At 73.1% G+C, this 26,293-nt stretch carries 20 protein-coding genes and 1 pseudogene; 10 read left to right on the forward strand and 11 right to left on the reverse strand.

Translation table 11 applies throughout. From position 1 onward, the window contains the following. Positions 1 to 22: 22 nt before the first annotated feature. The 4 genes and pseudogenes from A4V12_RS25545 to glgB all read left to right on the forward strand — a co-directional run bounded on the left by A4V12_RS25545 (position 23) and on the right by glgB (position 8,020). Positions 23 to 2,008 carry an alpha-1,4-glucan--maltose-1-phosphate maltosyltransferase gene (locus tag A4V12_RS25545; RefSeq protein ID WP_199831390.1) on the forward strand — a complete coding sequence of 662 codons (1,986 nt, stop codon included), beginning with the start codon at positions 23 to 25 and terminating at the stop codon, positions 2,006 to 2,008. Beyond that, positions 2,005 to 3,696: pseudogene (gene treS, locus A4V12_RS25550) on the forward strand (maltose alpha-D-glucosyltransferase); the annotation flags it as partial. The gene A4V12_RS25545 and the pseudogene treS, both read left to right, overlap by 4 nt. A 613-nt stretch (positions 3,697 to 4,309) precedes the next feature. Beyond that, the gene (locus A4V12_RS25555) at positions 4,310 to 5,692 is read left to right on the forward strand and encodes a maltokinase N-terminal cap-like domain-containing protein (protein ID WP_064071763.1); all 1,383 of its coding nucleotides are present in this window, start codon (positions 4,310 to 4,312) and stop codon (positions 5,690 to 5,692) included. A 27-nt stretch (positions 5,693 to 5,719) separates the two neighbouring features. Continuing rightward, positions 5,720 to 8,020 (forward strand): 1,4-alpha-glucan branching enzyme, encoded by a 2,301-nt coding sequence (glgB, locus tag A4V12_RS25560; RefSeq protein ID WP_234372338.1) that lies wholly within the window; start codon positions 5,720 to 5,722, stop codon positions 8,018 to 8,020. Between the two features lie 128 nt (positions 8,021 to 8,148). On the opposite strand, the gene A4V12_RS25565 is transcribed toward glgB, so the two are convergent. From A4V12_RS25565 to A4V12_RS25580, 4 genes are all read right to left on the reverse strand, one after another. Continuing rightward, positions 8,149 to 10,371: a HelD family protein gene (locus A4V12_RS25565; protein ID WP_064071764.1), complete on the reverse strand. Its 2,223-nt coding sequence runs from the start codon at positions 10,369 to 10,371 to the stop codon at positions 8,149 to 8,151. Positions 10,372 to 10,517: 146 nt separating this feature from the next. Then, on the reverse strand, positions 10,518 to 10,853 hold the full coding sequence (trxA, locus tag A4V12_RS25570) for a thioredoxin (RefSeq protein ID WP_064071765.1): 336 nt from the start codon (positions 10,851 to 10,853) through the stop codon (positions 10,518 to 10,520). Beyond that, positions 10,850 to 11,239: a MerR family transcriptional regulator gene (locus A4V12_RS25575; protein WP_064071766.1), complete on the reverse strand. Its 390-nt coding sequence runs from the start codon at positions 11,237 to 11,239 to the stop codon at positions 10,850 to 10,852. Before A4V12_RS25575 ends, trxA begins: the two co-directional genes overlap by 4 nt. 28 nt (positions 11,240 to 11,267) lie before the next feature. Then, positions 11,268 to 11,780: an AsnC family transcriptional regulator gene (locus A4V12_RS25580; RefSeq protein ID WP_079137337.1), complete on the reverse strand. Its 513-nt coding sequence runs from the start codon at positions 11,778 to 11,780 to the stop codon at positions 11,268 to 11,270. A 45-nt stretch (positions 11,781 to 11,825) separates the two neighbouring features. On the opposite strand from A4V12_RS25580, the gene A4V12_RS25585 reads away from it, so the two are divergent. Together A4V12_RS25585 and A4V12_RS25590 are read left to right on the forward strand one after the other, a co-directional pair. After that, the gene (locus tag A4V12_RS25585) at positions 11,826 to 12,707 is read left to right on the forward strand and encodes an NAD-dependent epimerase/dehydratase family protein (protein WP_064071767.1); all 882 of its coding nucleotides are present in this window, start codon (positions 11,826 to 11,828) and stop codon (positions 12,705 to 12,707) included. Then, positions 12,704 to 13,579: an aldo/keto reductase gene (locus A4V12_RS25590; protein WP_234372339.1), complete on the forward strand. Its 876-nt coding sequence runs from the start codon at positions 12,704 to 12,706 to the stop codon at positions 13,577 to 13,579. Before A4V12_RS25585 ends, A4V12_RS25590 begins: the two co-directional genes overlap by 4 nt. A 168-nt stretch (positions 13,580 to 13,747) precedes the next feature. Here A4V12_RS25590 and A4V12_RS25595 read toward each other — a convergent pair whose 3' ends face one another. Then, positions 13,748 to 15,373 carry an MFS transporter gene (locus tag A4V12_RS25595; protein ID WP_064071769.1) on the reverse strand — a complete coding sequence of 542 codons (1,626 nt, stop codon included), beginning with the start codon at positions 15,371 to 15,373 and terminating at the stop codon, positions 13,748 to 13,750. Between the two features lie 114 nt (positions 15,374 to 15,487). Between A4V12_RS25595 and A4V12_RS25600 the strand changes: the two genes are divergently transcribed. Beyond that, a complete protein-coding gene (locus tag A4V12_RS25600) occupies positions 15,488 to 16,087 on the forward strand; it encodes a TetR/AcrR family transcriptional regulator (RefSeq protein WP_064071770.1) in 600 nt (199 codons plus the stop codon). Positions 16,088 to 16,333: 246 nt separating this feature from the next. Here the strand turns inward: A4V12_RS25600 and A4V12_RS25605 are convergent, their stop codons facing one another. The 4 genes from A4V12_RS25605 to A4V12_RS25620 form a co-directional block, all read right to left on the reverse strand. Then, entirely contained in the window at positions 16,334 to 17,257 is a 924-nt protein-coding gene (locus A4V12_RS25605) for an NADP-dependent oxidoreductase (RefSeq protein WP_107415515.1), read from the reverse strand. 106 nt (positions 17,258 to 17,363) lie between these two features. After that, the gene (locus A4V12_RS25610) at positions 17,364 to 17,759 is read right to left on the reverse strand and encodes a MerR family transcriptional regulator (RefSeq protein ID WP_064071771.1); all 396 of its coding nucleotides are present in this window, start codon (positions 17,757 to 17,759) and stop codon (positions 17,364 to 17,366) included. Between the two features lie 184 nt (positions 17,760 to 17,943). After that, entirely contained in the window at positions 17,944 to 19,134 is a 1,191-nt protein-coding gene (locus tag A4V12_RS25615) for a YncE family protein (protein WP_064071772.1), read from the reverse strand. 130 nt (positions 19,135 to 19,264) lie between these two features. After that, positions 19,265 to 20,614 carry a cation:dicarboxylate symporter family transporter gene (locus tag A4V12_RS25620; RefSeq protein ID WP_064071773.1) on the reverse strand — a complete coding sequence of 450 codons (1,350 nt, stop codon included), beginning with the start codon at positions 20,612 to 20,614 and terminating at the stop codon, positions 19,265 to 19,267. A 125-nt stretch (positions 20,615 to 20,739) separates the two neighbouring features. Between A4V12_RS25620 and A4V12_RS25625 the strand changes: the two genes are divergently transcribed. The 3 genes from A4V12_RS25625 (at position 20,740) to A4V12_RS25635 (ending at position 24,012) form a co-directional block, all read left to right on the forward strand. Continuing rightward, positions 20,740 to 22,515 (forward strand): sensor histidine kinase, encoded by a 1,776-nt coding sequence (locus A4V12_RS25625; protein WP_079137339.1) that lies wholly within the window; start codon positions 20,740 to 20,742, stop codon positions 22,513 to 22,515. Further along, positions 22,512 to 23,216 (forward strand): response regulator, encoded by a 705-nt coding sequence (locus A4V12_RS25630; protein WP_064071774.1) that lies wholly within the window; start codon positions 22,512 to 22,514, stop codon positions 23,214 to 23,216. Before A4V12_RS25625 ends, A4V12_RS25630 begins: the two co-directional genes overlap by 4 nt. Before the next feature lie 109 nt (positions 23,217 to 23,325). Next, a complete protein-coding gene (locus A4V12_RS25635; protein ID WP_079137340.1) occupies positions 23,326 to 24,012 on the forward strand; it encodes a helix-turn-helix domain-containing protein in 687 nt (228 codons plus the stop codon). A 4-nt stretch (positions 24,013 to 24,016) separates the two neighbouring features. Here A4V12_RS25635 and A4V12_RS25640 read toward each other — a convergent pair whose 3' ends face one another. Continuing rightward, positions 24,017 to 24,820 carry an RICIN domain-containing protein gene (locus A4V12_RS25640; protein ID WP_064071776.1) on the reverse strand — a complete coding sequence of 268 codons (804 nt, stop codon included), beginning with the start codon at positions 24,818 to 24,820 and terminating at the stop codon, positions 24,017 to 24,019. Positions 24,821 to 25,102: 282 nt separating this feature from the next. Beyond that, complete coding sequence (locus A4V12_RS25645; RefSeq protein ID WP_064071777.1) at positions 25,103 to 26,128, reverse strand: ATP-dependent 6-phosphofructokinase; 1,026 nt, start codon at positions 26,126 to 26,128, stop codon at positions 25,103 to 25,105. Positions 26,129 to 26,293: the final 165 nt, after the last annotated feature.

Here is a 26,293-nt window from a genome sequence, read left to right on the forward strand (position 1 = left end):
CTCAGGTGATGCCGTGAACTCGCTGATTGGTCGCATTCCCGTTCTCGATGTACGCCCGCTGGTCGACTGCGGCAGAAGGCCCGCCAAGGCGGTGGTCGGCGAAACCTTCCAGATTACGGCCACGGTGTTCCGTGAGGGCCACGACGCCGTGGCCGCGAACGTCGTGCTGACGGACCCGGCCGGACACCCGGGCCCGTTCACCCCGATGCGGGAACTGGCGCCCGGCACGGACCGCTGGGGCGCCGAGGTCACTCCCACGGCCGAAGGGCGGTGGACGTACACCGTCGAGGCGTGGAGCGACCCCGTTTCCACCTGGCGCCACACCGCCGGCATCAAGATCCCGGCCGGTATCGACACCGGCCTGGTGCTGGCCGAGGGCGCCGCCCTGCACGAGCGGGCCGCCGACGGCGTACCGAAGGGCGAGGGCCGCGAGGCCGTGCTCGCCGTGGTGGACGCCCTGCGCGACGAGCGGCTCCCGGCCGAGGAGCGGCTCGCGGCCGCCCTCGGCACGGAGGCCGTACAGGCGCTGGCCGCCCATCCGCTGCGCGAACTGGTCACCGCCTCACGGCCGTTGCCGTTGCTGGTGGAGCGCGAGAGGGCGCTGTACGGCTCGTGGTACGAGATGTTCCCGCGCTCCGAGGGAGCCCGGATGGTCGACGGGCGGATGGTCTCGGGGACCTTCCGCACGGCCATGGAACGACTTCCGGCCATCGCCGCGATGGGGTTCGATGTCCTGTATCTGCCGCCCATCCACCCCATCGGCACCACCCACCGCAAGGGTCCCAACAACACGCTGACGGCCGGCCCCGACGACGTGGGCGTGCCGTGGGCCATCGGTTCCGCCGACGGCGGCCACGACGCGGTCCACCCGGACCTCGGCACCATCGAGGACTTCGACGCCTTCGTCGAACGGGCGCGCGAACTGCGGCTGGAGGTGGCCCTGGACTTCGCGCTCCAGTGCTCGCCGGACCACCCGTGGGTGAAGAAGCGCCCGGCCTGGTTCCACCACCGGCCGGACGGCACCATCGCGTACGCCGAGAACCCGCCGAAGAAGTACCAGGACATCTATCCGATCGCGTTCGACCGGGACATGCGCGGAATCGTCCGCGAGACGGTGCGGGTGCTGCGGTACTGGATGTCCCACGGCGTGCGCATCTTCCGCGTCGACAACCCGCACACCAAACCCGTGGTGTTCTGGGAGAAGGTCATCGGGACGATCAACAAGACCGACCCGGACGTGATCTTCCTGGCCGAGGCGTTCACCCGCCCCGCGATGATGCACACCCTCGGCGCGATCGGCTTCCAGCAGTCGTACACGTACTTCACCTGGCGCAACGGCAAGCAGGAGCTGACCGAGTACCTCACCGAGCTGTCCGGCGACGCGGCCGCGTACATGCGGCCGAACTTCTTCGTGAACACCCCGGACATCCTGCACGCCTACCTCCAGCACGGCGGGCGCCCCGCCTTCGAGGCCCGCGCGGTCCTCGCCGCGACCATGTCGCCCGCATGGGGCGTGTACGCCGGCTACGAGCTGTGCGAGAACACCCCGGTGCGGGAGGGCAGCGAGGAGTACCTCGACTCGGAGAAGTACCAACTGCGCCCGAGGGACTGGGAGTCGGCCGAGCGCGAGGGCCGCACCATCGCCCCGCTGATCACGAAGCTGAACCGGATCAGGCGCCGCAACGCCGCCCTGCGGCAGCTGCGCTCGGTGCACTTCCACCACGCCGACGACGAGGCCGTGATCGCGTACAGCAAGCGAGCGGGCTCGAACATTGTTCTGACGGTCGTCAACCTCGACCCGCGCCACACCCACGAGGCGACGGTGTCGTTGGACATGCCGGAACTCGGCCTCGACTGGCACGAGACCGTGCCGGTGCGCGATGAGCTCACCGGTGAGACCTATCACTGGGGCAGGGCCAACTATGTGCGCCTAGAGCCGGGTGTCACGCCCGCGCACATCCTCGTCCTGCGACCGTCCCCGCCGATCGGAGGGTCACCCACATCATGATCGTCAACGAGCCCGTCCACGACACGTTCGAGGACACGCCGGCAAAGGACCGTGATCCCGACTGGTTCAAACGAGCCGTCTTCTACGAGGTTCTGGTGCGTTCGTTCCAGGACAGCAACGGCGACGGCGTCGGCGACCTCAAGGGCATCACCGCCAAGCTGGACTACCTGCAGTGGCTCGGGGTCGACTGCCTCTGGCTCCCGCCGTTCTTCAAGTCCCCTCTGCGGGACGGCGGTTACGACGTATCGGACTACACCTCCGTACTGCCCGAATTCGGCGACCTGGCCGACTTCGTCGAGTTCGTCGATGCCGCCCACCAGCGCGGCATGCGAGTGATCATCGACTTCGTGATGAACCACACCAGCGACCAGCACCCGTGGTTCCAGGAATCCCGCAACGACCCCGACGGCCCGTACGGCGACTACTACGTCTGGGCCGACGACGACAAGCAGTTCCAGGACGCGCGGATCATCTTCGTCGACACCGAGACGTCCAACTGGACCTTCGACCCGGTGCGCAAGCAGTACTACTGGCACCGGTTCTTCTCCCACCAGCCCGACCTCAACTACGAGAACCCGGCCGTGCAGCAGGAGATCCTCTCCGCCCTGCGGTTCTGGCTCGACCTGGGCATCGACGGATTCCGCCTCGACGCCGTGCCGTACCTCTACCAGGAGGAGGGCAGCAACTGCGAGAACCTCCCGGCCACCCACGCCTTCCTCAAGCGGGTGCGCAAGGAGATCGACGCCGCCTACCCCGACACCGTGCTGCTCGCCGAGGCCAACCAGTGGCCGGAGGACGTCGTCGACTACTTCGGCGACTACGCGGCCGGGGGCGACGAGTGCCACATGGCGTTCCACTTCCCGGTCATGCCGCGCATCTTCATGGCGGTGCGCCGGGAGTCGCGCTACCCCGTCTCCGAAGTCCTGGCCAAGACGCCGGCGATCCCGGCGAACTGCCAGTGGGGCATCTTCCTGCGCAACCACGACGAGCTGACGCTCGAGATGGTCACCGACGAAGAGCGCGACTACATGTACGCGGAGTACGCCAAGGACCCGCGGATGCGCGCCAACATCGGCATCCGGCGGCGCCTCGCCCCGCTGCTCGACAACGACCGCAACCAGATCGAGCTGTTCACCGCGCTGCTGCTGTCCCTGCCCGGCTCGCCGATCCTCTACTACGGCGACGAGATCGGGATGGGCGACAACATCTGGCTGGGCGACCGCGACGGCGTCCGCACCCCCATGCAGTGGACGCCCGACCGCAACGCGGGCTTCTCGTCCTGCGACCCGGGACGGCTGTACCTGCCGACCATCATGGACCCGGTCTACGGCTACCAGGTCACCAACGTCGAGGCGTCCATGGCGTCGCCGTCGTCGCTGCTGCACTGGACGCGGCGGATGATCGAGATCCGCAAGCAGAACCCGGCCTTCGGCCTCGGCTCGTACACCGAGCTGCCGTCGTCCAACCCGGCGGTCCTCGCCTTCCTCCGGGAGTACGGGGACGACCTGGTGATGTGCGTGCACAACTTCTCGCGCTTCCCGCAGCCGACCGAGCTGGACCTGCGGCGGTTCAACGGGATGCACCCGGTGGAGCTGATCGGCGGGGTGCGCTTCCCCGCGATCGGCGAATGGCCGTACCTCCTCACCCTCGCGGGGCACGGCTTCTACTGGTTCCGGCTGCGCAAGGACACCGCGAAGCCGGGCAAGGGCAGAACGGTCACGGAGGCGTCGGTGGCTTCGGTGGCGCCGGGCAGGCCCGGTTCGGCCACCACCGGCATGGCGGCCCGGACCCCCGTGGCGCCCGGCGCCACCCCGGCGCCCGGTCCGGCGGCTGCGACGCCCGGCGCGGCGGCCGTGACCGCGCCGGGCGGGACACCGGGCCGGGCACCGGACGGGGCGCCACGCGGGACCGGGGCCGGCACCCCCGCGTCCGCCGCACCCGGCCGGGCGGCTCCTGACGGCCGGTCAGCGGGCGCGGCGGCGAAGGCGCCGCCGCACGGCGGCACTGCCGGCACCGCCCCGGGCACGGCCGCGGGCGGGTCTCCGGGCGGGGCGGTGGGCAGGGCGCGCCCCGTCGTGACCGACCGTTCCGCGGGCCGGGCGGCCGGGAAGGGGTGAGGACATCAGGGCGGGGCGTTTCCGTCGCCCCGCCCTGGGCACTCTCCCCCTCATACGTCGATTCGGGTCTATCTCGACCATCCCCGCCCGACACGTCCCGCACAGCCGGACAGCACTCGCCGCATTCCGGGACACTCTGCACGTTCTGTGCATTTCGTAGTGCCCGGGGAAAGGACGCGCTGCCATGTCGGAGACCGCATCCACCGCCCGGGCCCCGGTAGCCCTGCTCCCCTCGCTGGTGCCCCTGCTCCACGAATGGCTGCCACGCCAGCGCTGGTTCGCCGGGAAGGGGCGCCCCGTCACCGGCTTCGCCCTGGTCTCGGTGACCGAACTGCTCCCGCTCGACACCGCCGGCCCCGGCCTGCTGCACCTGCTCGTGCGGGTCCAGCAGCCCGGGCTCAGCACCGCCGCCCAGGGCGACTGCTACCAGTTGCTGCTGGGCGTACGGACCCACCTGCCGCCGCAGCTCGCGTCGGCCCTGATCGGCCGCGTCCCGGACGGCCCGCTCGCCGGGCGCACGATCTACGAGGGGCTCAGCGACCCACGGCTCGCCGCGCTCCTGCTGGAACGATTGCGCACCCCCGGCCCGATGGGTCCGCTGCGGTTCTCCCGGACCGTCTCGATCCCGGAGGGCCTGACCCCGCGCGTCCTGGACGCCGAGCAGTCCAACTCCTCCCTGGTGTACGGCGATTCGTACATCCTGAAGGTGTTCCGCAGGGTCTACCCCGGCGCCAACCCCGACCTGGAGCTGCCGCTCGCGCTCGCCCGCGCCGGCTGCGCCCGGGTCCCGGCGCCCGTCGCCTGGTACGAGACCGGCAACGGCCGCCCGGAGGCCAGCACCCTCGGCGTGCTCCAGCCGTTCCTGCGGGGCTCCCAGGACGGCTGGCAGCTCGCGCTCGACGCGCTCGGAGCGGGGCGCGACTTCACCACCGAGGCCCGGGCGCTCGGCCGGGCCACCGCCGAGGTGCACACCGCGCTGGCCGACGCCCTGCCGACGGTCGCCCTCGGGCGCCCGCAGACCGAGAACCTGGTCCACGGGATGAGCCGCCGGCTGGACGCCGCCGCCCAGGCGGTGCCCGCGCTGATGCCGTACGTCCCCGGGCTGCGCGCCGCGTTCGAGGCGGTCGCCGGCACGGGGTCGGGCAGCCGGCTGTGGCGGGCCCAGCGGGTCCACGGCGACCTGCACCTCGGACAGACCCTGCGCGCACAGGACGGCGACTGGTCGGTGATCGACTTCGAGGGCGAGCCCGCCAAGCCGCTCGCCGAGCGCCGCCGCCCCCAGCCACCGGTGCGGGACGTCGCCGGCATGCTCCGCTCCTTCGACTACGCGGCCCGCTCCCACCGCCCCTGGAACCCCGACTGGGCCGAGCGGTGCCGTGACGCGTACTGCACCGGTTACGCCGAGGCCTCGGGAACCGACCCCCGCGACGAGCCCGCGCTGCTGCGCGCGTACGAGACGGACAAGGCCGTGTACGAGGTGCTGTACGAGGCCCGGCACCGCCCCGACTGGCTCCCGGTCCCGATGGCGGCCATCCGCCGCCTGGCCGCGCAGACCACCACTCCGTGATGTGAACGCCTGAGGAGGCCTTCCCCCGTGACCCCCCGTCGTCCCACCCGCAACCCCGCCGCCCCGGCCGCCGCCAAGGCCCCGGCCGTCAAGCAGACCCCGCTGGGGGATGCCGCCGCCCTGCCGGCGCCGCCGCCCGGCGCGACGCCCCGCCCCCGTACCGGCGGCGACCGCGTCCCCGCCGCGCCGCCGGCCCCCGCCGACCGGGCGCGGCTGCTCGCGGGCGAGCACCACGACCCGCACTCCCTGCTGGGCGCGCACCCCGTCGACGGCGGGATCGCCGTCCGGGTCCTGCGCCCGTGCGCGAAGAGCGTCGCCGTGCTGGTGGACGGGGCGCGCACCGAACTGCACGACGACGGTGACGGGCTGTTCTCCACCGTGCTGCCGCTGCCCGCCGTCCCGGCGTACACTCTCGAAGTCGCCTACGAGTCCGGGACCGTCGAGACGGACGACCCGTACCGCTTCCTGCCCGCGCTCGGCGAGCTGGACCTGTACCTGATCGGCGAGGGCCGGCACGAGGAGCTGTGGAAGGCGCTCGGCGCGCAGCCCATGACGCACCAGGGCGTCACCGGCACCCGCTTCACCGTGTGGGCGCCCAACGCGCGCGGCGTGCGGCTGGTCGGCGCGTTCAACTACTGGGACGCCGGCACCGGCCTGCCGCTGCGGTCGCTGGGCAGCACCGGGGTGTGGGAGCTGTTCGTCCCCGGTCTCGGCGAGGGCGAGCTGTACAAGTTCGCCGTCACCGGGCCCGACGGGCACTGCTCGCTGCGCGCCGACCCGATGGCCCGCCGCACCCAGTGCCCGCCGGAGACGGCGTCCATCGTCACCGCCTCGCACTATGCGTGGCAGGACGGCGACTGGATGGCGCACCGCGGGGACCGCCCGGTGCACGAGGCCCCCTTCTCCGTGTACGAGGTGCACCTGCCCTCCTGGCGGCCGGGGCTGACCTACCGGGAGCTGGCCGAGGAGCTGCCCGCGTACGTCAAGGAGCTGGGCTTCACCCACGTGGAGCTGATGCCGGTCGCCGAGCACCCCTACAGCCCGTCCTGGGGCTACCAGGTCACCGGCTTCTACGCGCCGACCGCCCGGCTCGGCACCCCGGACGACTTCCGGTACTTCGTGGACGCCTGCCACCGCTCCGGGATCGGCGTGATCGTCGACTGGGTGCCGGCGCACTTCCCCAAGGACGACTGGGCGCTCGCCCGCTTCGACGGCACGCCGCTGTACGAGCACCCCGACCCGCGCCGTGCGGAGCACCCCGACTGGGGCACCCTGGAGTTCGACTACGGCCGCACCGAGGTCCGCAACTTCCTGGTGGCGAACGCGGTCTACTGGTGCGAGGAGTTCCACATCGACGGCCTGCGGGTCGACGCGGTCGCCTCGATGCTGTACCTGGACTACTCGCGCGAGGGCGGCGAGTGGGTCCCCAACGAGCACGGCGGGCGTGAGAACTTCGACGCGGTGGCCTTCCTCCAGGAGATGAACGCCACCGTCTACCGCCGCTGCCCGGGTGTGGTGACCATCGCCGAGGAGTCCACCGCCTGGGAGGGCGTCACCCGCCCCACCGACAGCGGCGGGCTGGGCTTCGGGCTGAAGTGGAACATGGGCTGGATGCACGACTCGCTGGTGTACGTCTCCAAGGAGCCGGTGCACCGCAAGTACCACCACAACGAGATGACGTTCTCGATGGTGTACGCGTACAGCGAGAACTACGTCCTGCCGATCTCCCACGACGAGGTGGTGCACGGCAAGCAGGCGCTGGTCACCAAGATGCCCGGCGACTGGTGGCAGCGGCGCGCCAACCAGCGCGCCTACCTCGGGTTCATGTGGGCCCACCCCGGCAAGCAACTGCTGTTTATGGGGCAGGAGTTCGCGCAGGGCGCCGAGTGGTCGGAGGCGCACGGCCCGGAGTGGTGGCTGACGGAGGACGACTACCACTCGGCGGGCGACCACCGGGGCGTACGGGACCTTGTCGGCGACCTCAACGCGGTGTACCGGGCGACGCCGGCGCTGTGGGAGCGGGACACGGTCCCCGAGGGCTTCCAGTGGTCGCTGGGCGACGCCGCGGAGGACAACGTCTTCGCCTTCCTGCGGTACGACGCGCAGGGCGCGCCGCTGCTGGCGGTGAGCAACTTCTCGCCGGTGGTGCGCGAGGACTACCGGCTGTGGGTGCCGGACCGGATCGCGGCGTGGGCGGAGGTCCTGAACACCGACGCGGCGCGGTACGGCGGCAGCGACGTGCGCAACGCCGATCCGATGAAGACGGAGGGCGGGCACGTCCGGCTGACCCTGCCGCCGCTGGCGACGGTGTGGCTGAAGCCCGCCTGATCAGCGGGCCCGCGGCCCCCGCCGGGGCCGTGGGCCGTGCGGGGAGGTCCGGGCGGTGGCGGGCGGGGCCGGCCTGACGGGCCGGCCCGCCCCCGCCGCCGGCCCCGGGGCGCCGGTCCGGTTCCGGCTCAGCCGCTGACGCGGACCACCCCCAGCCGCTGGGTGGCGCGGGTCAGGGCCACGTACAGGTCGTTGACGCCGTGCGGGCCGCCGGACCGGATGCCGTCCGGGTCGGCGACGATCACCGTGTCGAACTCCAGCCCCTTGGCCTGCCGGGGCTCCAGCAGCACCACCGGCCGGGTGAGGTCGGGGTCCGGGCCGTGGGCGGCGCCGGGCAGGGCGGCGCCGATCTCCCCGAGCCGGCCGGCCGGGGCGATGACGGCGAGCCGCCCCTCGGCGGGGCGCTCCCGGCGGACCGCGTCGGCGACCCCGGCCGCCAGGTCGCCGGCGGTCGTCTCCCAGGGGGCCACGCCGGTGGAGCGCACCGAGCGGGGCGGGGTGAAGTCCGGGTCCTCGGCGCGGCGCACGGCTGCCGCGACCTCCATGATCTCGGCGGGCGTGCGGTAGTTGACGCCGAGGCGCACGTGCTCGAAGCGGTCGCCGACGTACGGGCCGAGGATGTCCTGCCAGGAGCCGCAGCCGGCCGCGTCGCCGGTCTGGGCCGGGTCGCCGACGAGGGTCATGGAGCGGGTGGGGATGCGGCGCATCAGCAGCCGCCAGGCCATGGCGGACAGTTCCTGGGCCTCGTCCACGATGACGTGGCCGAACGCCCAGGTGCGGTCGGCCGCGGCGCGTTCGGCGGCGCTGCGGTGGTCGGCCTCCTCGTGGCGCTCGGCGAAGCGTTCGGCGTCGATGATGTCGTGGGCGCCGAGCACCTCGGACTCCTCGTCCTCGAACTCGTACGTCCGGGAGGCGTAGCTGACGTCCAGCACCCCCTGGGCGTAGGCGATGCGGGCGCTGCGTTCGCGCTCGGCGGCGGCGCGGGCGGCGGTGTCGTCCTCGCCGAGCAGTTCGGCGGCCTCGTCGAGGAGCGGGACGTCGGCCTCGGTCCAGTCGCCGCCGGTCCTGCGGACGAACTCGGCCTCGCCGTCCGGGAGGTGGCCGTCGGGGGCGGCGAGGAAGCCGGCGACGAGCTCCTGCGGGGTGAGGGCGGGCCACAGTTCCTCGATCGCGGCGTGGACGCGGGGGCTCGCGGCGATCTCCTTGCGCATCTGGGTGATGTCGGAGGGGTCGAGGAGGTTGGGCCCGCCGAACGGGTCGGCGCCGAGCCGCTCGGCCAGCTGGTCGGTGAGCGCGTCGATGATCCGGAACGCGAACCGCGGGCGGGCGAGGTTGTGGGGCAGGCCGGTGCCGCGGGCGTCCCAGCGGGCGTCCTCGGCCATGTTCCGGTCGAGCAGGAGGGTGCCGTAGTCGTCGTGGTCGATCTCCAGGGGCGCGTCGGTGGGCGGCACGGTCTGCCGGTCGCGCAGGACCCGGGCGAGGACGTCCGCCATGTCGGCCCGGCCCTTGATCTCGGCGGCCTCGGGGGTCTCGGTGCCGGTGGCGCGGACGCCGGGGAACAGCTCGCCCATGGTGGCGAGCAGGACGCCCGTCTCGCCGAGCGAGGGCAGGACCTCCCCGATGTAGCCGAGGAAGGCGGGGTTGGGTCCGACGATGAGGACGGCGCGGCGGGCGAGCTGCTCGCGGTGGGCGTAGAGGAGGTACGCGGCGCGGTGCAGCGCGACGGCGGTCTTGCCGGTGCCGGGGCCGCCCTCGACGACGAGGACGCCGTGGTGCGGGGCGCGGATGATGCGGTCCTGCTCGGCCTGGATGGTCTGGACGATGTCGCTCATGCGCCCGGTGCGGGCGGCGTCGAGCGCGGCGAGCAGGACCTCGTCGGCGTCGTGGCCCTCGTGCCCGGTGCGGGTGGTGTCGGTCAGGTCGAGGATCTCGTCGTGCAGGGCGGTGACGTCCCGCCCCTCGGTGGTGATGTGGCGCCGGCGGCGGAGTCCCATGGGCTCGTACCCGGTGGCCAGGTAGAACGGCCGGGCGACGTCGGCGCGCCAGTCGACGACGAGCGGGGTGCGCTCCTCGTCGTCCTCGCGGATGCCGATGCGCCCGATGTGGTGGTCGCGGCCGTCCCGGAATTCGAGCCGTCCGAAGCACAGCCCGTTCTCGCCCGCGTCGAAGGCGGCCAGCAGCCCGGACTGCTCGGCGACCAGCACATCACGCTCCAGCCGCGCCTGGAATCCGGTCCCGACGTCCTTGAGGGCGGCCGCGACGGCGGTTTCGGCCTGGTCCCGCAGGTGGTCGAGTCGCGCGTAGAGCTCATCAATGAATTGCTGCTCTTTCCGATATTCCTCGGTTGACAATCCGACTCCCGACGCGATACAGTGCGTTTATTGAACTTCCGTGTGCGATTCTTCATGCCCGCACATGAATATCTCAATATACGCGAAGAAGCGCCCCCGCCGTCAATCGGCAGGGGCGTTCCTGGTTTTCGGGCCCGTTCTCCTTTTCAGGCCAGTGCGCCCTCCAGCTCCTGGAGGAGGCGGCGCTTGGGACGGGCGCCCACCATCTGCGCCACCGGTTCACCGGCGCGGAACACCAGCAGCGTCGGCATCGACAGCACCGCGTACCGCGCGGTGACCTCCGGGTTCCGGTCGACGTCGAGCCGCACCACCTTCAGGCGGTCCGCCTCCTCACCGGCGACCGCGCTCAGCACCGGGGCCAGCCGGCGGCAGGGGCCGCACCAGTCGGCCGTGAACTCGACCAGCACCGGCCGGTCGGCGGACAGCACCTCGGTGTCGAAGTCCGCGTCGGTCACCTCGGTCACTTCGCTCGTGCGGATCATTCCGTCGTCCTCTCGAATTCGCAGCGTGGCTCGGGGGTCCCGGTCGCGAACGCGAGCCGGGCGGCGACCTCGGCGCGTACCGACAGCAGCCGGCCGATCAGCCCGTCCAGCTCGTCGAGCTTGCGCCGGTACACGTCGAGCGAGGCGGGGCAGGCGTCCCCGGCGGGGTGACCGGCGCGCAGGCAGTCGACGAACGGACGGGTCTCCTCCAGCTCGAACCCGAAGTGCTGGAGGGTCCGTATCTGCTGGAGCAGCCTGAGGTCGTCCTCGTCGTAGGTGCGGTAGCCGTTCTCCGCGCGCCGGGCGCGCAGCAGGCCACGGGACTCGTAGTAGCGCAGGGTCCGGGTGGTGGTACCCGCGCGTCTCGCCAGCTCGCCGATTCGCATGCCCCGACGGTAGGGCTTGACGCGGACGTCAGGGCAACAGCGGTTTGCGGGGCACCGGCGAGGACAGCACGACCGACGTGGTGGTCCGGCCCAGCGCCGACGTCTGCTCCAGGACGTCCTCCAGGTGGACGGTGTCCCGTACGGCCACCTTGAGGATCCAGCAGTCCTCGCCCACCACGTGGTGGGCCTCCAGCACCTCCGGCCGGGCCAGCAGCTCCAGGGTCCTGGGGTGCTTGAAGGTGTAGCCGCCGTGCGGGTCGACCCGGATGAACGCCTGGATGCCGTAGCCGAGCCGGGCGGGCGACACGTGCGCCCCGTACCCGGTGACGGCGCCGCAGGCCTCCAGCCGGCGGACCCGCTCGGCGACGGCCGCCGGGCTGAGACGGACGCGCCTGCCCAGCTCGCTCAGCCTGATCCGCCCGTCGGTCTGGAGCAGCTCCAGGATCTGCCGGTCCAGCGCGTCGAAGGAGCCCGCCGTCGTTCCGTCGGCCGCGGGGCGCGGATGCCGTTGTTCTTTGGGCGCGACGGCCGGATCTCCCATGATTCCCCCTTCAGGCTGCGGCCCGACACCGTAACACTGGTGCCCATGCCCGATATATGCGTGATCGGCGGCAGCCGGTACTTCGGAAAGCGCCTCGTGGAGCGGTTGTCGGCCGCGGGTCACCACGTCACCGTCGTCAATCGCGGGACGTCCGCGCCACCGGCCGGTGTCCGTCACCTCACGGCGGACCGCGACGACGAGAAGGCCCTGGAGAAGGCGCTGGGGGAGCACGCCTTCGACGTCGTCGTCGACCAGGTCTGCTACACCCCGCGCCAGGCGGACATCGCCCGGCGCGTCCTCGGGCCGCGCACCCGGCGCTACGTGATGACCTCGACGGTCGAGGTGTACGAGCACGAGGACTCCCCCTCGCCCGTGCGCGAGGAGGCCTTCGACCCCCGCACGGCCGCCGTGGGCGACCTGGACGCCGCCCTCCCCTACGGAGAGGGCAAGCGGCAGGCCGAGGCCGTGTTCGCGCGGGACCCGGCCCTGGCGTTCACGGCCGTGCGCGTCGCCCATGTGCTGGGCGGCGCCGACGACTTCACCGGCCGCCTCGCGCACTACGCGGACCGGATACGGACGGGAGCGCCCATCGCCGTGCCCTCCGACAACCGCCCCGCGACGTACGTGTACGTGGAGGAGATCGCCGACTTCCTGGCGTGGACGGCCGGGCAGGACTTCACCGGGCCGGTGAACGCCGCGTCCCACGGCCCCCTGACGACCGACCGCATCTGCGCCGTCCTGGAGGCGAGGCTCGGCCGCCGGGCGGTCTTCCGGGAGGTGGAGGGTTCGGGCGAGGTGTCGCCCCTGTCCTTCCGGCGCTCGTACGCGATGGACAACACCCGTGCCACGGCGCTCGGTCACGCCTTCGGGCACAGCTCCGCATGGCTGGACCGGGCGGTCGACGAGACCCTCGGAGGGCGGGCGTGAGGTACGTCGGGGACGTCGCGGTCGGCGCCGTGGGGCTGGGTGCCATGCCCCTGTCCATCGAGGGCCACCCGGACGAGGCCCGCGCCGTGGCGACCGTCCACGCCGCGCTCGACGCGGGCGTCACGCTCATCGACACGGCCGACTCGTACCACGCGCCGACGGGCGGTGCGCCGGGCGACGGTGAACTCCTGGTCGCCCGCGCCCTCGCGGCGTACGGCGGCGCCCGCGACCGGGTGCTCGTGGCCACCAAGGGCGGCCGGGGCCGCACCCCGGACGGCGGCTGGACCGTCGACGGCGACCCCGCCCGCCTGCGGCGCGCCGCGCAGGCGTCGGCGAGGCGGCTGGGGGTCGAGGCGATCGGGCTGTACCAGCTGCACAAGCCGGACCCGGCCGTGCCGTACGCCGAGTCGCTGGGCGCGCTGCGGGACCTGCTGGACGCGGGCACCGTCCGGATGGCCGGCGTCTCGAACGTCGACGTGGCGCAGATCCGCCTCGCCCGCGAGATCCTGGGCGACCGGCTGGTCTCCGTGCAGAACCGCTGGTCCCCCGCCGTCCGGGACAGCGAGCCCGAGCTGCGGCTCTGCGCCGAGCTGGGACTGGCGTTCCTGCCGTGGAGCCCCCTCGGCGGCATCTCGCGCAGCTCCCTGGACGGCGCGTCCGCCCAGGCGGCCGACCCCCGCTTCGGCGCCTTCCACCGGGTGGCGCGGGAACGCGGGGTCAGCCCGCAACGGGTGGCCCTCGCCTGGGCGCTGGCCCGCTCCCCGGTGGTCGTCCCCATCCCGGGCGCGAGCCGCCCGGAGACGGCGCGCGACTCGGCCGCGGCGGCGGAACTGGCGCTCGACGGAAGGGAGCTGGAGCTGCTCGGCCCGTGACCGGCGGCCAGGCACGCGACTCCGCGGAGCGCCCGGCCGATGACCGGCGCGGGGGCCCGGGCTCCGGGCGCGCAGGCACCCGGCTCCGCGGAGGCACCGGGCACGGAAACCGCCCGGTCCGTGACGTGCGGCCCCCCGGCGGCACGTCACGGACCGGGCCGTGCGGGGTCAGACCCCTACCGGCTCGCGGTCCCCGGTCTCGGCCTCGGCCTCCGTGCGGGCCTTGCGCCCCGGCAGCAGGGCGGCCACCAGGACCGTGCCGACGGCGAGGATCGCCGCGCCCACGAGGCTGGTGTGGGCCACCGCGTCGGCGAAGGCCGAGCCCACCGCGTCCGTCATCCGCCGGGCGCCCTCGGCGAGCTGGGCCGCCTGCGCCGGTGCCGCGTGGGCGGCCTGCTCACCGATGCCGTGCGCGACGGCGTACCCGGCGCCGACCGAGTCCTGGGCGGTGGCGAGGGCCGAGGCGGGCAGGCCACTGCCCTCGGTGGCGTCGGCGAGGTGCGAGGAGTACGAGGAGGCCAGCACCGAGCCGAGCAGCGCGATGCCGAGCGAGCCGCCCAGCTCCAGCGAGGTGTCGTTGACGGCGCCGCCGACGCCCAGCTCCGCCTCGGGGAACGCGCCCATGATGGCGTCGGTGCAGGGCGACAGGGCGAGGCCGATCGCGACGCCCAGGACGACCAGCGGGGCGACGAAGTCCCCGTACGCGGAGGCCGCGTCCACCCGCGTCAGCAGGGCGAGGGCCAGCGTGCCGAGGGCCATGCCCGCCGTGACCGTGACCTTCATGCCGAGGCGCGGGGTGAGGAAGCCGGTCAGCGCCGAGCCGACGAACACCGCGCCGGCCAGCGGCAGCATCCGCACGCCCGTGTCGAACGGGTCGTAGCCGAGCACGAACTGGAGGTGCTGGGTCAGGTAGTAGAAGGCGCCGAAGACGGCGAGGAAGAACAGCGCCACGGCCAGGTTGGAACCGGCGAAGCCGCGGTCCAGGAAGCGGCGGACGTCCAGCACCGGGCGCGGGTGGCGCAGCTCCCAGGCGACGAAGGCGACGAGCCCGGCGCCCGCGACGACCGCGGCGGCGACGGCCTTGGCGTCCCAGCCGAAGTGCGGGCCCTGGATGATCATGTAGACCAGCGCACCGGTCCAGACGACGGACAGCAGCCCGCCGACGTAGTCGATGCGCCCGTGCCGGGCGGCCTTCGACGGCGGGACGAGGGCGAAGGCCCCGACGATCGCGAGCGCGGCCACGGGTACGTTGATCAGGAACGTGGACGACCAGCCGTGGTTCTCCAGGAGCGCGCCCGCGACCAGCGGTCCGGCGGCGATGGCGAGGCCGGCGGTGGCGGTCCACAGGACGATGGCCTTCGCGCGCTCGGCGCGCGGGAAGGTCGCCGCGAGCAGCGACAGCGTGGCAGGCATGATCATCGCCGCGCCGACGCCCATCACCGCCCGGGCGGCTATGACCCCGGTGGAGGAGTCGACGAGCGACCCGGCGACCGAGCCCGCGCCGAAGACGACCAGTCCGAGGACGAGCGCGCCGCGCCGGCTGTACTTGTCGCCTATCGCGCCGAGCAGCAGCATCAGCGCCGCGTACGGGACGGTGTAGCCGTCTATGACCCACTGGAGGTCGGAGCTGGTCAGCCCGAGGTCCTGGGTCATGTCGGGCGCGGCGACGGTGAGGGCGGTGTTCGCCATCACGATGATCAGCAGGCTCAGGCACAGCACGAGCAGTGCCCACCAGCGCTTGGCGTACGGCCCGCCCTCCATCCTCTCCACCGGCTCGTTCATGACGAGACGCATGGTGCGTTCCACCCTTCCGACGACTCTCTCTTGCCCAGCTTCTTGCACAGCGGTGTGCAATTACACACCGCTGTGCAAGTTACGTCACTGCACAGCCATGTGCAAAATGAGGGCGTGACTTCTGGACGAGCCGATGCCAACCGGCGCCGCATCGAGCAGGTGGCCCTCACCGAGCTGCTGCGCGACCCGGACGCCTCCATGGACCAGATCGCCCGCGCGGCCGGCGTCGTGCGCCGGACCGTGTACGGGCACTTCCCGAGCCGCGAGGCACTGATCGCCGCGCTCGTGGACAGCGCGGTCGACTCGGTGGCCCGGGCGCACGCGAGCGGCCGCGAGGGCGTGGACGACCCGGCCGAGGCGCTGGCCCGGGCCGCGCTCGCGGTGTGGGAGATCGCCGACCGCTACCGGCTCCTGGTGGCGCTCGCCCAGCGCAGCATCACGATGGAGGGCATCCGGGAGCGGCTGACCCCGGTGCGCGAGGCCTGCGCGGCGGTGCTCCAACGGGGCCTGGACGAGGGCGTGTTCACCTCCCCGCTGCCGGCCGCCGCGCTCGCGTACGTGCACGAGCAGGTGCTGTTCGGACTGATGGAGGCCGTCAACGCGGGCGCCCTCGCGGCGGACCTGGCGGGCCGGTCCGCCGCGCAGACGATGCTCATCTCGGCGGGGATGCCCGCGGGACGGGCGGCCGAGCTGGTGGGGTCGCTGGAGCCCTAGGGAGTGTCCTTCCGATCAGCGGATCGTCGGCGCGGTGGTGAGGGGCGGGACGATTCCTGACGCCGCGTGGACGGCGGTCACCCCGTCGCCACCACCGGCCGGCCGGACCCGTGGCCGATGACGGGATCACCGTCAGGTCCCTGAGGACATCGCGCTCACGCGCCGCACCGCCCGCCACCTCGCTCACGACGGACAGCTCGTCAGTCCGCAATGGACGGTCGGCGGCGTCAGACGGCCGGGTACGTCTCACGCCACCTTGACGACGACCTTGCCCGAGGCGTGACCGTTCTCGACGGTGGCGAGGGCGGCCGGGGCGTCGGAGAACGGATGGACCGCGGTGATCACGGGTGTGAGGAGTCCGTCGAGGGCCAGCCGGGCCGACCGCTCCAGGTTCTCGCGGTCGACGCGACGCTCGACGAAACGCCCACCGAGATCGGACACGGACATGTCACCCACAGCGATGACGTTGCGGGGATCCCGGGCAAGCGGAGCGACCGTCCGCAGCGAGGCGCCTCCGGCCAGGTCGACGATCCCGTCGAAGCCGTCCGGAACCAGCTCGCGTGCCGCGGAGACGACGTCCCCGGCCGTGTAGTCGATGAACCGCGCCCCGATGGCCTCGGCGTGCTCGCGTTTGGCGGGACTCCCGGTGCCGATCACACGGAGCTCGCGCCCGACGGCCAGCCGGGCGACGGCGAGGCCGACCCCGCCCCCGACCCCGTTGACCAGGAGCGTGGCGCCGGCCGGGAGGCCGAGCTGGTCGAGCACGTCCACCGCGGTCGTCCCGGCTACCGGCAGCGTCGCCGCCACGGTCGCCGACAGACCCTCCGGGATGCGCGCGGTGTTCGGCGCGGACAACACCGTCGTCTCGGCGTAGGTGCCGCCACCGGTGAGTGCGAAGCCGAAGACCGCGTCACCCACCTCGAGCCCCTCGACGTCCTCGCCCCGCGCGAGAACCGTTCCGGCCGCCTCCATGCCCAGTACGCGGGGAAACGGACGCCCGCCGTCGAGCCCGTCGACCGGACCCGAGCGCAGAATGTGGTCGAGGGGATTCACGCCGGCGACGTCGACCCGTATCAGCACCTCGCCGCGACCGGGGACGGGGTCGGGACGATCGAAGAGCTCCTGCACCTCGGGCCCGCCATACCTGCCGAAACCCCACGCCTGCCCCATCTTCCGCCGCCTCTCGCATCACCGACCCGGTGATTCCGGGCGCAGTCGCCATCCTCATGTCTGCCATTGATGTGAGGGGCAACCGGTTGAGACGCAGATCACATCCTCAGGCCGACCGTGCCACCGGTTCCGCGGCCGCGGCCAGTTCCGCCCGGTGCCGGCTGTTGGCCGTGATGAGCACGTCGAGTGCGTCCCGGGTCTCGATCAGGTGCGCGATGTCGGCGTCGATCCGGTCGCGCTCGCGCATCATCGCCGTGAACGTCTCCTCGGCGACGCCCGGGTCACCGGGGACGTCCACACACGGCAGCACCGTCGCGATCACCTTGCTGGACAGCCCCGCGTCGAACAGTTGCCGGATGAGTGACACGCGCAGGACCGCAGCATCGGAATAGTGCCGCTGCCCCGCGCCGGAGCGTGAGCTGGTCAGCAGGCCCTGCTCTTCGTAGTACCGCAGTGAGCGCGGACTCACGCCCGTGCGCTTGGACAACTCGCCTATCCGCATCCCTGAGAGCCTACGTCCGCGTGCTCCAGGTTCGGACCGGCCGAGTCATGGACGCTCGCGGACACCCGGACACGCGCACCGTCGGAATCGACGTGCCCACCGGGGCCGCGTTCGGACGCGGAGCGTCGGCCACCGGCGACACGCGGCGCGGCACCAGTCCCAGCCGGCCCGGCGTGACACTCCCCTAGGGCGCGTCCAGCCCGGAGAGGGCGTCCGGGGCGACCTTCCCGGCCCGTTCGCGCTGCGGGAAGTCGCCGACCTTCACACGGGCGACCTCCTCGGCGGTGCGGTAGTCGACGACCGACACCTCGTCGCGGTTCGAGAGGGTCACGAAGCAGTGGTGGCCGCCGGGGGCGGTCAGCGACCAGTAGGGCAGGGCGCCCGGCTCGTAGTGGACGAAGCCGTCGGTGGTCAGGCCGGGACGGGAGACGACGGCCGTGTAGTCGTCGATGGTGCCCGCCATGCAGAGCTTGTCGTTCGCGCCGTTCATGGCCATGCCGTGGTGCGCGGAGTTCTGCGGGTAGTCGTCGGGCTTCAGGGCCGCGCCCGCCGCGCTGAACGGCATCTCGACCGTGCGCACGGTACGGCCGGCCTCCAGGTCGTACTCGATGAAGCCGTTGAGGTAGGACAGCTGGGCGTACATGGTCCTGCCGTCCGGGGTGATCACGGCCGGGCGCACCCCCTTGTCGAAGGTGTACTTCCGCAGCACCTTCAGTGTCGTGGCGTCGGCGACGGTGACCTGCTTGGTGCCTTTGAGGGCGTTGAGGGCCTTGGGGAAGGAGGTGATGCCGATCGACATGTTGTAGATGCGGCTGCCGTCCGCCGAGTACATGTTCTCGTGCGGGTACGTGCCGGTCGCGAACTCCCCGGTGACGCGCCCCGTCGCGGTATCCAGCGCCTGGGCCTTCGCCGCCGTGATGGCGGAGACGACGAAGGTGCGGCCGTCCGGCGAGAGGACGGCGTGGTCGGCCTTGAGGCCGGCGAGGTGCGTGCGCCACAACTGCCGGCCGGAGGCGATGTCGTAGGCGGCGGCGTCGCCGAGGTTGCCCCGCGAGACGTAGAGAGTGCGGCCGTCGGGCGAGAGATGGGCGTCGTCGACGAACTTGTCGCCGCCCGCCTGCTGCCTGACGACCTCGTAGGCCGCGCGGCGGATCGGGTCCATGCCGGCGAGGATCGCGTCGAGGTCGGGGACGACGTCGAGGGAGCCGAGGTTCTCGTACGTACGGGCGTCGATGAAGCTGACCGTGCCGTCGGCGCTGTTGCCGACGACGACCACGTCGCGCAGGGCGGCCGGGGGCTCCTCGGCGGCGGAGGCGGTGACCGAGCCCAGGGCGAGCGCGAGGGTGAGGGCGAGCAGTGCGGGAAGACGTGTCATGGGGGATCCCTTCATGCACATGCCAGAAGTGGTCCCTACGATGACACGTTCCTGTTACCGGCGGTACGGGCGGGAACGGCCGAACCGCGCGGGAGGGTGCCCCCGCGCGGTGCGCCACTGCTCCGGTGCGTCAGACCGCGACGGGCTCGCGCCGCTCGGGGAGGTCGTCCGGGTCGTCCGCCGCCGCCGGGGCGTGGTCGTCGACCAGGGTCTTCTCGTCGAACGGCACCTTTCCGGCGAGGACTTCGGCGACCCGCGCCTTGTCGATCTCCTTGGTCCAGGTGCCGACGAGCACGGTGGCGACGGCGTTGCCCGCGAAGTTGGTCAGCGCCCGGGCCTCGCTCATGAAGCGGTCGATGCCGACGATCAGACCCACGCCGTCGACCAGTTCGGGGCGGTGCGACTGGAGGCCGCCGGCGAGTGTGGCCAGCCCGGCGCCGGTCACACCGGCAGCACCCTTCGAGGCGATGATCATAAAGACCAGCAGCGAGATCTGCTCGGCCACCGAGAGCGGGTTGCCCATCGCCTCGGCCACGAAGAGCGAGGCCATCGTCAGGTAGATGGCGGTGCCGTCCAGGTTGAAGGAGTAGCCGGTCGGCACGGTGATGCCGACGACCGGCTTGCTCACACCGAGGTGCTCCATCTTCGCGATCAGGCGCGGCAGCGCGGACTCCGAGGAGGAGGTGGACAGGATCAGCAGGAACTCCCGGCCCAGGTACCTCAGCAGCGTCAGGATGTTCACGCCCGCCACCAGCCGCAGCAGGGCGCCGAGGACGACGAAGACGAAGAGGGCGCAGGTGATGTAGAAGCCGATCATGATGACCGCGAGGGACTTCAGGGCGTCGAGGCCGGTCTCGCCGACCACGGCGGCGATGGCGCCGAAAGCGCCCACCGGGGCGGCCCACATGATCATCGCGAGGATGCGGAAGACCAGGCGCTGGATGTGCCCGATGCCGCGCAGCACCGGCTCGCCGGACCTGCCCATGGCCTGGAGCGCGAAGCCCGCGAGGAGCGCCACCAGCAGGGTCTGGAGGACCTCGCCCTCGGTGAAGGCGGAGACCAGGGTCTTCGGGATGATCCCGAGGAGGAAGTCGACCGTGCCCTCGCTCGCGCCGGAGGCCTGCTTCTCGCCCGCCGCGGCGACCTCGTCGGTGAGACGCAGGCTCGCGCCCGGCTCCAGCAGGTTGCCGACGACCAGGCCGATGGCGAGGGCGACGGTCGACATGACCATGAAGTAGCCGAGGGCCAGTCCGCCGACCGCGCCGACCTTGGCGGCCTTGCGGACCGAGCCGACGCCCAGCACGATCGTGCAGAAGATGATCGGCGAGATCATCATCTTGATCAGGTTGACGAAGCCGGTGCCCAGCGGCTTGAGCTCGACGGCCACCCCCGGGGCGGCGAAGCCCACGGCGATGCCGAGCACGACCGCCGCGATGACGGCCAGATACAGGTAATGGGTACGGTCCCGTCGTGCGGCCACGGGGGTCCTCCTCGGTGAGTCGCTCCACTGTCCCTGTGGATCCCCGAGACCATCTCTCACCTTGTGACGGCGGTCACCGTTGCGTACCTTTCGTTCACACATTTTCGGACAGGCAGACTTGGCCCATGCGCATCACGCACCCCCGCCCCCGCAGCCTCGCCGGCCAGCTCTTCGCGATGCAGGTCGTGCTGGTGGCGGCGGTCGTGGCGGGGTGCGCGCTCTTCGCGTACCTCGACGACCGCGGCCAGGCGGAGGAGACCGCGCGCCGGCAGACGACCGCGACCGCGACGGCGGTCGCCCGCTCCCCCGCCGTCGTCGCGGCGGCCCGCTCGGCCGATCCGACCGCCGCCCTCCAGCCCTACGCCGTCTCCCTGGTCGGCGAACCGGGGGTGACCTTCGTGACGATCATGGCGCCGGACGGGACGCGCTGGACGCACCCGGAACCGGAGCGGATCGGGCAGAAGTACCTGGGGCACATCGAGGAGGCGCGGCAGGGCCGGACGTTCTCGGAGACCTACCGGGGCACGCTCGGGCGCTCGGTGCGGACGGTCGCGCCGGTGTACGACCGGGGCAGCGTGGTCGCCCTGGTGAGCGCCGGCATCACCGTCGACCGGATCAGTGAGCAGCTGCGCGGGCAGGTCGCCGCGCTGCTCGGCATGGCGGGTGCGGCGCTGGCGCTCGGCGGCGCCGGGACGTACGTGATCAACGCCCGGCTGCGGCGGCACACGCACGGGATGAACGCCGCGGAGCTGAGCCGGCTGCACGACTACCACGAGGCCGCCCTGCACGCGGTGCGCGAGGGCCTGGTGATGCTGGACGGGCAGCGGCGCATCGCGCTGATCAACGACGGGGCGCGGGAGCTGCTGGGGCTCGGCCCGGACGTCGTGGGCACGCCGGTGGCGGAGCTCGGGCTGCCGGTATCGCTCACCGGCGCCCTGCTCGCCGGCGAGGCGCGGGTGGACGAGCTGCACCTGACGGCCGACCGGGTGCTGGTGGTGTCCACGCGGCCGGTGGTGGGCGGGGAGCGGCGCGGCACGGTGGTGACGCTGCGGGACCACACCGAGCTCCAGGCGCTCTCGGGCGAACTGGACTCGGAGCGCGGGTTCACCCAGGCGTTGCGGTCGCAGGCGCACGAGGCGGCGAACCGGCTGCACACCGTGGTGTCGCTGATCGAGCTGGGGCGCGTGGCGGAGGCGGTCGAGTTCGCCACGGCGGAGCTGGAGCTGGCGCAGGCACTGACGGACCGGGTGGTCGACGCGGTCGGCGAGCCGGTGCTGGCGGCCCTGCTGCTGGGCAAGGCGGCCCAGGCCGGCGAACAGGGCGTGGAGCTGGTGCTGACGGAGGACAGCCGGATCGACGACGGTGTCCTGCCGCCGGCGCTCCCGGCACGGGACCTGGTGACGATCCTGGGCAACCTCGTCGACAACGCCCTGGAGGCCGCCCGGGGGACCGCCGCCTCGCGCGTCACGGTGACCGCGCGGGCGGACGAGGACGCCGGGGAGCTGCTGCTGCGGGTCGCCGACTCGGGCCCCGGGATCGGCCCGGACGACCACGACGCCGTCTTCGAACGCGGCTGGTCCACCCGGGGCCCCGGCCGCGGGCTGGGCCTCGCCCTGGTCCGCCAGACCGCGCACCGGGCACGGGGGACCACGGAGCTGGGCCGGGGTCCGGACGGGGGCGCGCAGTTCACCGTCCGCCTGCCGCTGGGCGCGGCCGGGTCGTCCGGCGCGCGGGTGCCGGAGGCCCGCGCCGGTGACGGAGGCCGGGTGCCCGGGGACCGGGCCTTTGAGCGGGTGTCCGAGGCCCAAACCGGCGCCCGTGGGGACGCGGCGCCGTTCGGAGCGGCCGGCGGCCCGGGGGGCGCGGGCCCGGCGGGCGGCGGCGCGGGGGTGGCGTCGTGACGGCGGCGCCCGCGCCGGGCATCCGGGTCCTGGTCGTCGAGGACGACCCGGTCGCGGCGGACGCGCACGCCCTGTACGCGGGCCGGGTGGCGGGCTTCACCGTCGTCGGGGTGGCGCACTCGAGGGCCGCCGCCGTACGGCTGCTGGAGCGGACCGGCGTCGACCTGATCCTCCTGGACCTGTACCTGCCGGACGGGCACGGCCTGCACCTGCTGCGTTCGCTGCGGGCCGCCGGCCACCACGCCGACGTCATCGCGGTCACCTCCGCCCGCGACCTGGCCGTCGTCCGCGAGGGCGTCTCGCTCGGCGTCGTCCAGTACGTCCTCAAGCCCTTCACCTTCGCGACCCTGCGCGACCGCCTCGTCCGGTACGCCGAGTTCCGCGCCGCCGCCGGGGAGGCGTCCGGCCAGGAGGAGGTCGACCGGGCGCTGGCGACACTGCGCACCCCGCAGCCGGCCGCCCTGCCCAAGGGGCTCAGCGCACCGACCCTGGCGGCCGTCACCCGCACCCTGCGCGAGTCCGGCACGGGGCTCACCGCCACCGAGGCGGGCGCGGCGGTCGGCATCTCGCGGATCACCGCCCGGCGCTACCTGGAGCACCTGGTGAGCTCCGGGCGCGCGGAGCGCAGCCCGCAGTACGGCCAGGTGGGGCGCCCGGAACTGCAGTACCGCTGGATGCCGTCCGCGCCGGGCGGAGGGTAAATTACCGACAGGTAGGGCACGACCGGCGCTTCTGGACGTTCCTACGACATTTGGCCTTGGGTGAACCGACCGTAGCCAGAAGTGACCCTCTGCTCCTACGGTGTGCGGCGTGCACCCCTCTCCCCCGTCCCCACCGTTCAACGCCCTCGCCGCGCGCCGACTGCGTGAGGCGCTGGGAATGGCGCCGGCGCACGTCGCCTACGGCCTGCGCGCCCAGTACGGCCTCGGCGTACCGCCCGAGACGGTCATCGCCTGGGAGCGCGGCATGGCCGCCCCCGACGCGCGCGAGCTCACCGCCCTCGCCGGCGTCCTGTGGTGCTCGCCCGGCGAACTGCTGGCCACCGCCACGACGCTGCGCGAGCACCGTCTGGCGCGGGCCATCGCGCCCGAGGACCTGGCCCGCCGCGTGGGGCTCGACCCCAAGGCGTACCTGCGCATGGAGGAGTCGGGCCGCTGGCGCGGCAACGAGCGCCAGACCGCCGCACTCGCCCAGGCGCTGTCCCTCGGCCCGCGCGAGCTGATCACCGCGACCGGCCGGGACGAGGAGCTGGCCGACCTGCTGCGCAGTGCGGCGACGACCCGCTGGCAGGCGTACGTCAAACCGGCGGCGAAGCTGCTGCCGATGGACCGCGGCCACCTGGAGAACGTGCTCCAGCAGCTGTACGCCGACTACCAGTCGCGGATGGTGGCGACGAACAGCTGGGGCTCGGACGTGACCGGCGACAGCGGCGGCGAGGCGGGCCGGGAGTACCTGGCGCGCGTGGTGGACCACTTCTGGGAGCTGGCCCGCGCCTGACGGGTCACCCCCGCCGCCGGTCGAAGCTGAACAGCTGCCCCGCGCCCGCGTCGTCGCACGCCCGGTGCACGACCTCCGTCCACGGCCCGGCCGCGCCGTCCCGTACCTCCAGGCACAGCCCCGAGCGGGCCGACCGGATGCGGTAGCCGGGCGCCGCGCCGGTGGGCGCCGTGCCGGTGGGGGCCTCGATGCGGTACGCCGGATCCGCGCCCCGCTCGCCGCAGGCCAGGTCAGTCAGGGGCGTGCCGTCCCGCTCGACGGCCCCGGCGGGGGCACCGGGGCAGCCGGGCGCGGAGCCGGGGCGGTCCGAGCGGAGCGCCCACAGCCCGCCGTCCAGCGGTACGAGGGAGTGGCGCGGTACGGCCGTCCCGGCGCACGGCGCCTGGTACACCGGGCCGCCGCGCCGCCCCGGCCGATCGCCGAGGCACAGCCCGGAGTGCACGGCCCGCACCTGGACGGGCCCGGCCGCCGGCGCGGTCACCGCGGCGGTCTCCGCCCGGTGCCCGGCGTCGCCGCCCCGCAGGAAGGACACCACCGTGAAGGCGGCGACCACCAGCGCCGCGACGGCCGGCACGAGGACGGCCAGCCGGCACCACCGGGACGCGGCGGGCGCGGCGGGTCCCGCGGGTGTTCCGTGCCCCGCGGGCGCGCGGTCCCGCACGGAACCCGGCCAGGAGGGCGACAAGGCGCCGCCGGGCGCGGGGACGTCCCCGGGTTCCGGGACGCCGCCGGGCGCGGCGACGCCCGGGCTCTCGCGGGGGCCGGGCGCCCGCTCCGGGCGGCCGGCCGCGTCTCCCCCTCCCCGCATGCCCCGTCCTCCGCTCCCGGTCCGTCACCTTCCGGCGCCCCGCGCGCGGACGCGTACCGGGCATGTCCCGGACGGGCGTAAGCCTGGTCGAATCCACCGGCCGCCTCAAGAGCCGGAAACGGCCTTGATCGTCACGGGAGGGCGATCAGGGCCGTTCGGGACGAGGGGTGCGGAAACGACCGGAGGAGGCGGAGACGAGCGGGACGAGCGGGCGGAGCCGGAAGGGAGCGGGAAGGCCGGACGGGACGGGACGGAAGGGCGGGCAGAGGGCGACAGGGGGCGTCAGAAGACCGACTCGGCCTCGTACATCCGGTTCGGCGGCACCGTCTTGAGCTGGGTGACGGCCTCCGCGAGCGGCACCATCACCACGTCGGTCCCGCGCAGCGCCGTCATGTTGCCGAACTCCTTGCGGTGCGCCGCCTCGACGGCGTGCCAGCCGAACCGGGTCGCGAGGACGCGGTCGTACGCGGTGGGGACGCCGCCCCGCTGGACGTGGCCGAGGATGACCGGCCGGGCCTCCTTGCCGAGGCGCCGCTCCAGCTCGACGGCGAGCCGGTTGCCGATGCCCTCGAAGCGCTCGTGGCCGAACTGGTCGATGGCGCCCTTGGCGTACTCCATCGAGCCCTCCGCCGGGTGCGCGCCCTCGGCGACGCAGATGACGGCGAACTTCTTGCCGCGCGCGAACCGCTCCTCGACCATCTTCACCAGGTCGTCGACCTCGAAGGGCCGCTCGGGCAGGCAGATGCCGTGCGCGCCGCCCGCCATGCCGGACTCCAGGGCGATCCAGCCGGCGTGCCGGCCCATCACCTCCACGACCATCACCCGCTGGTGGGACTCGGCGGTGGTCTTGAGACGGTCTATGGCCTCCGTCGCCACCATCACCGCCGTGTCGAAGCCGAAGGTGCGGTCGGTGGAGGAGATGTCGTTGTCGATCGTCTTCGGTACGCCGACCACCGGCATCCCGGCGTCCGACAGCATCCGGGCGGCGGTCAGCGTGCCCTCGCCGCCGATCGGGATGAGGACGTCGATGCCGTACCGCTTCTGGAGCTCGTCGCAGTTCTCGGCGGCCTCCCGCAGCCGCGCCCGCTCCAGGCGGGCCGAGCCGAGGATGGTGCCGCCACGGGCGAGGATGCCGCTGACCGCGTTGAGGTCCAGCGGGCGGTAGTGGCCGTCGAGCAGCCCCTTGAACCCGTCCTCGAAGCCGATCACCTCGTCGCCGTGACCGGTCATGGCACGGTGCACGACCGACCGGATCACTGCGTTCAGGCCGGGACAGTCGCCGCCTGCGGTGAGAACTCCGATGCGCATCGTGCCGTGTCTCCTGCTCAGTAGTGGTACGGGTGAGCCTTACCGAATTGTCCCACGGCGGGCGTCCCGCCCGCGCTCACACCGCCCGCGCCGAACACCCTTCCGCACCCGGGTTCCCCCGTCCCCGCAGACCAGACGCCCGGCGGGCGCCTTAACCAGCGGCAG

Source organism: Streptomyces noursei (genome assembly GCF_001646665.1).
In the GTDB taxonomy this organism is placed as follows: Bacteria; Actinomycetota; Actinomycetes; order Streptomycetales; family Streptomycetaceae; genus Streptomyces; species Streptomyces lavendulocolor.

What these genes read in the sequence shown, in the direction of transcription:
- A4V12_RS25555 (WP_064071763.1), top strand. Translation starts at nt 4,310, where the DNA reads ATGTCGGAGACCGCATCCACCGCCCGGGCCCCGGTAGCCCTGCTCCCC.
- trxA (WP_064071765.1), bottom strand. Translation starts at nt 10,853, where the DNA reads ATGATCCGCACGAGCGAAGTGACCGAGGTGACCGACGCGGACTTCGAC.
- A4V12_RS25575 (WP_064071766.1), bottom strand. Translation starts at nt 11,239, where the DNA reads ATGCGAATCGGCGAGCTGGCGAGACGCGCGGGTACCACCACCCGGACC.
- A4V12_RS25580 (WP_079137337.1), bottom strand. Translation starts at nt 11,780, where the DNA reads ATGGGAGATCCGGCCGTCGCGCCCAAAGAACAACGGCATCCGCGCCCC.
- A4V12_RS25585 (WP_064071767.1), top strand. Translation starts at nt 11,826, where the DNA reads ATGCCCGATATATGCGTGATCGGCGGCAGCCGGTACTTCGGAAAGCGC.
- A4V12_RS25595 (WP_064071769.1), bottom strand. Translation starts at nt 15,373, where the DNA reads ATGCGTCTCGTCATGAACGAGCCGGTGGAGAGGATGGAGGGCGGGCCG.
- A4V12_RS25605 (WP_107415515.1), bottom strand. Translation starts at nt 17,257, where the DNA reads ATGGGGCAGGCGTGGGGTTTCGGCAGGTATGGCGGGCCCGAGGTGCAG.
- A4V12_RS25610 (WP_064071771.1), bottom strand. Translation starts at nt 17,759, where the DNA reads ATGCGGATAGGCGAGTTGTCCAAGCGCACGGGCGTGAGTCCGCGCTCA.
- A4V12_RS25615 (WP_064071772.1), bottom strand. Translation starts at nt 19,134, where the DNA reads ATGACACGTCTTCCCGCACTGCTCGCCCTCACCCTCGCGCTCGCCCTG.
- A4V12_RS25625 (WP_079137339.1), top strand. Translation starts at nt 20,740, where the DNA reads ATGCGCATCACGCACCCCCGCCCCCGCAGCCTCGCCGGCCAGCTCTTC.
- A4V12_RS25640 (WP_064071776.1), bottom strand. Translation starts at nt 24,820, where the DNA reads ATGCGGGGAGGGGGAGACGCGGCCGGCCGCCCGGAGCGGGCGCCCGGC.
- A4V12_RS25645 (WP_064071777.1), bottom strand. Translation starts at nt 26,128, where the DNA reads ATGCGCATCGGAGTTCTCACCGCAGGCGGCGACTGTCCCGGCCTGAAC.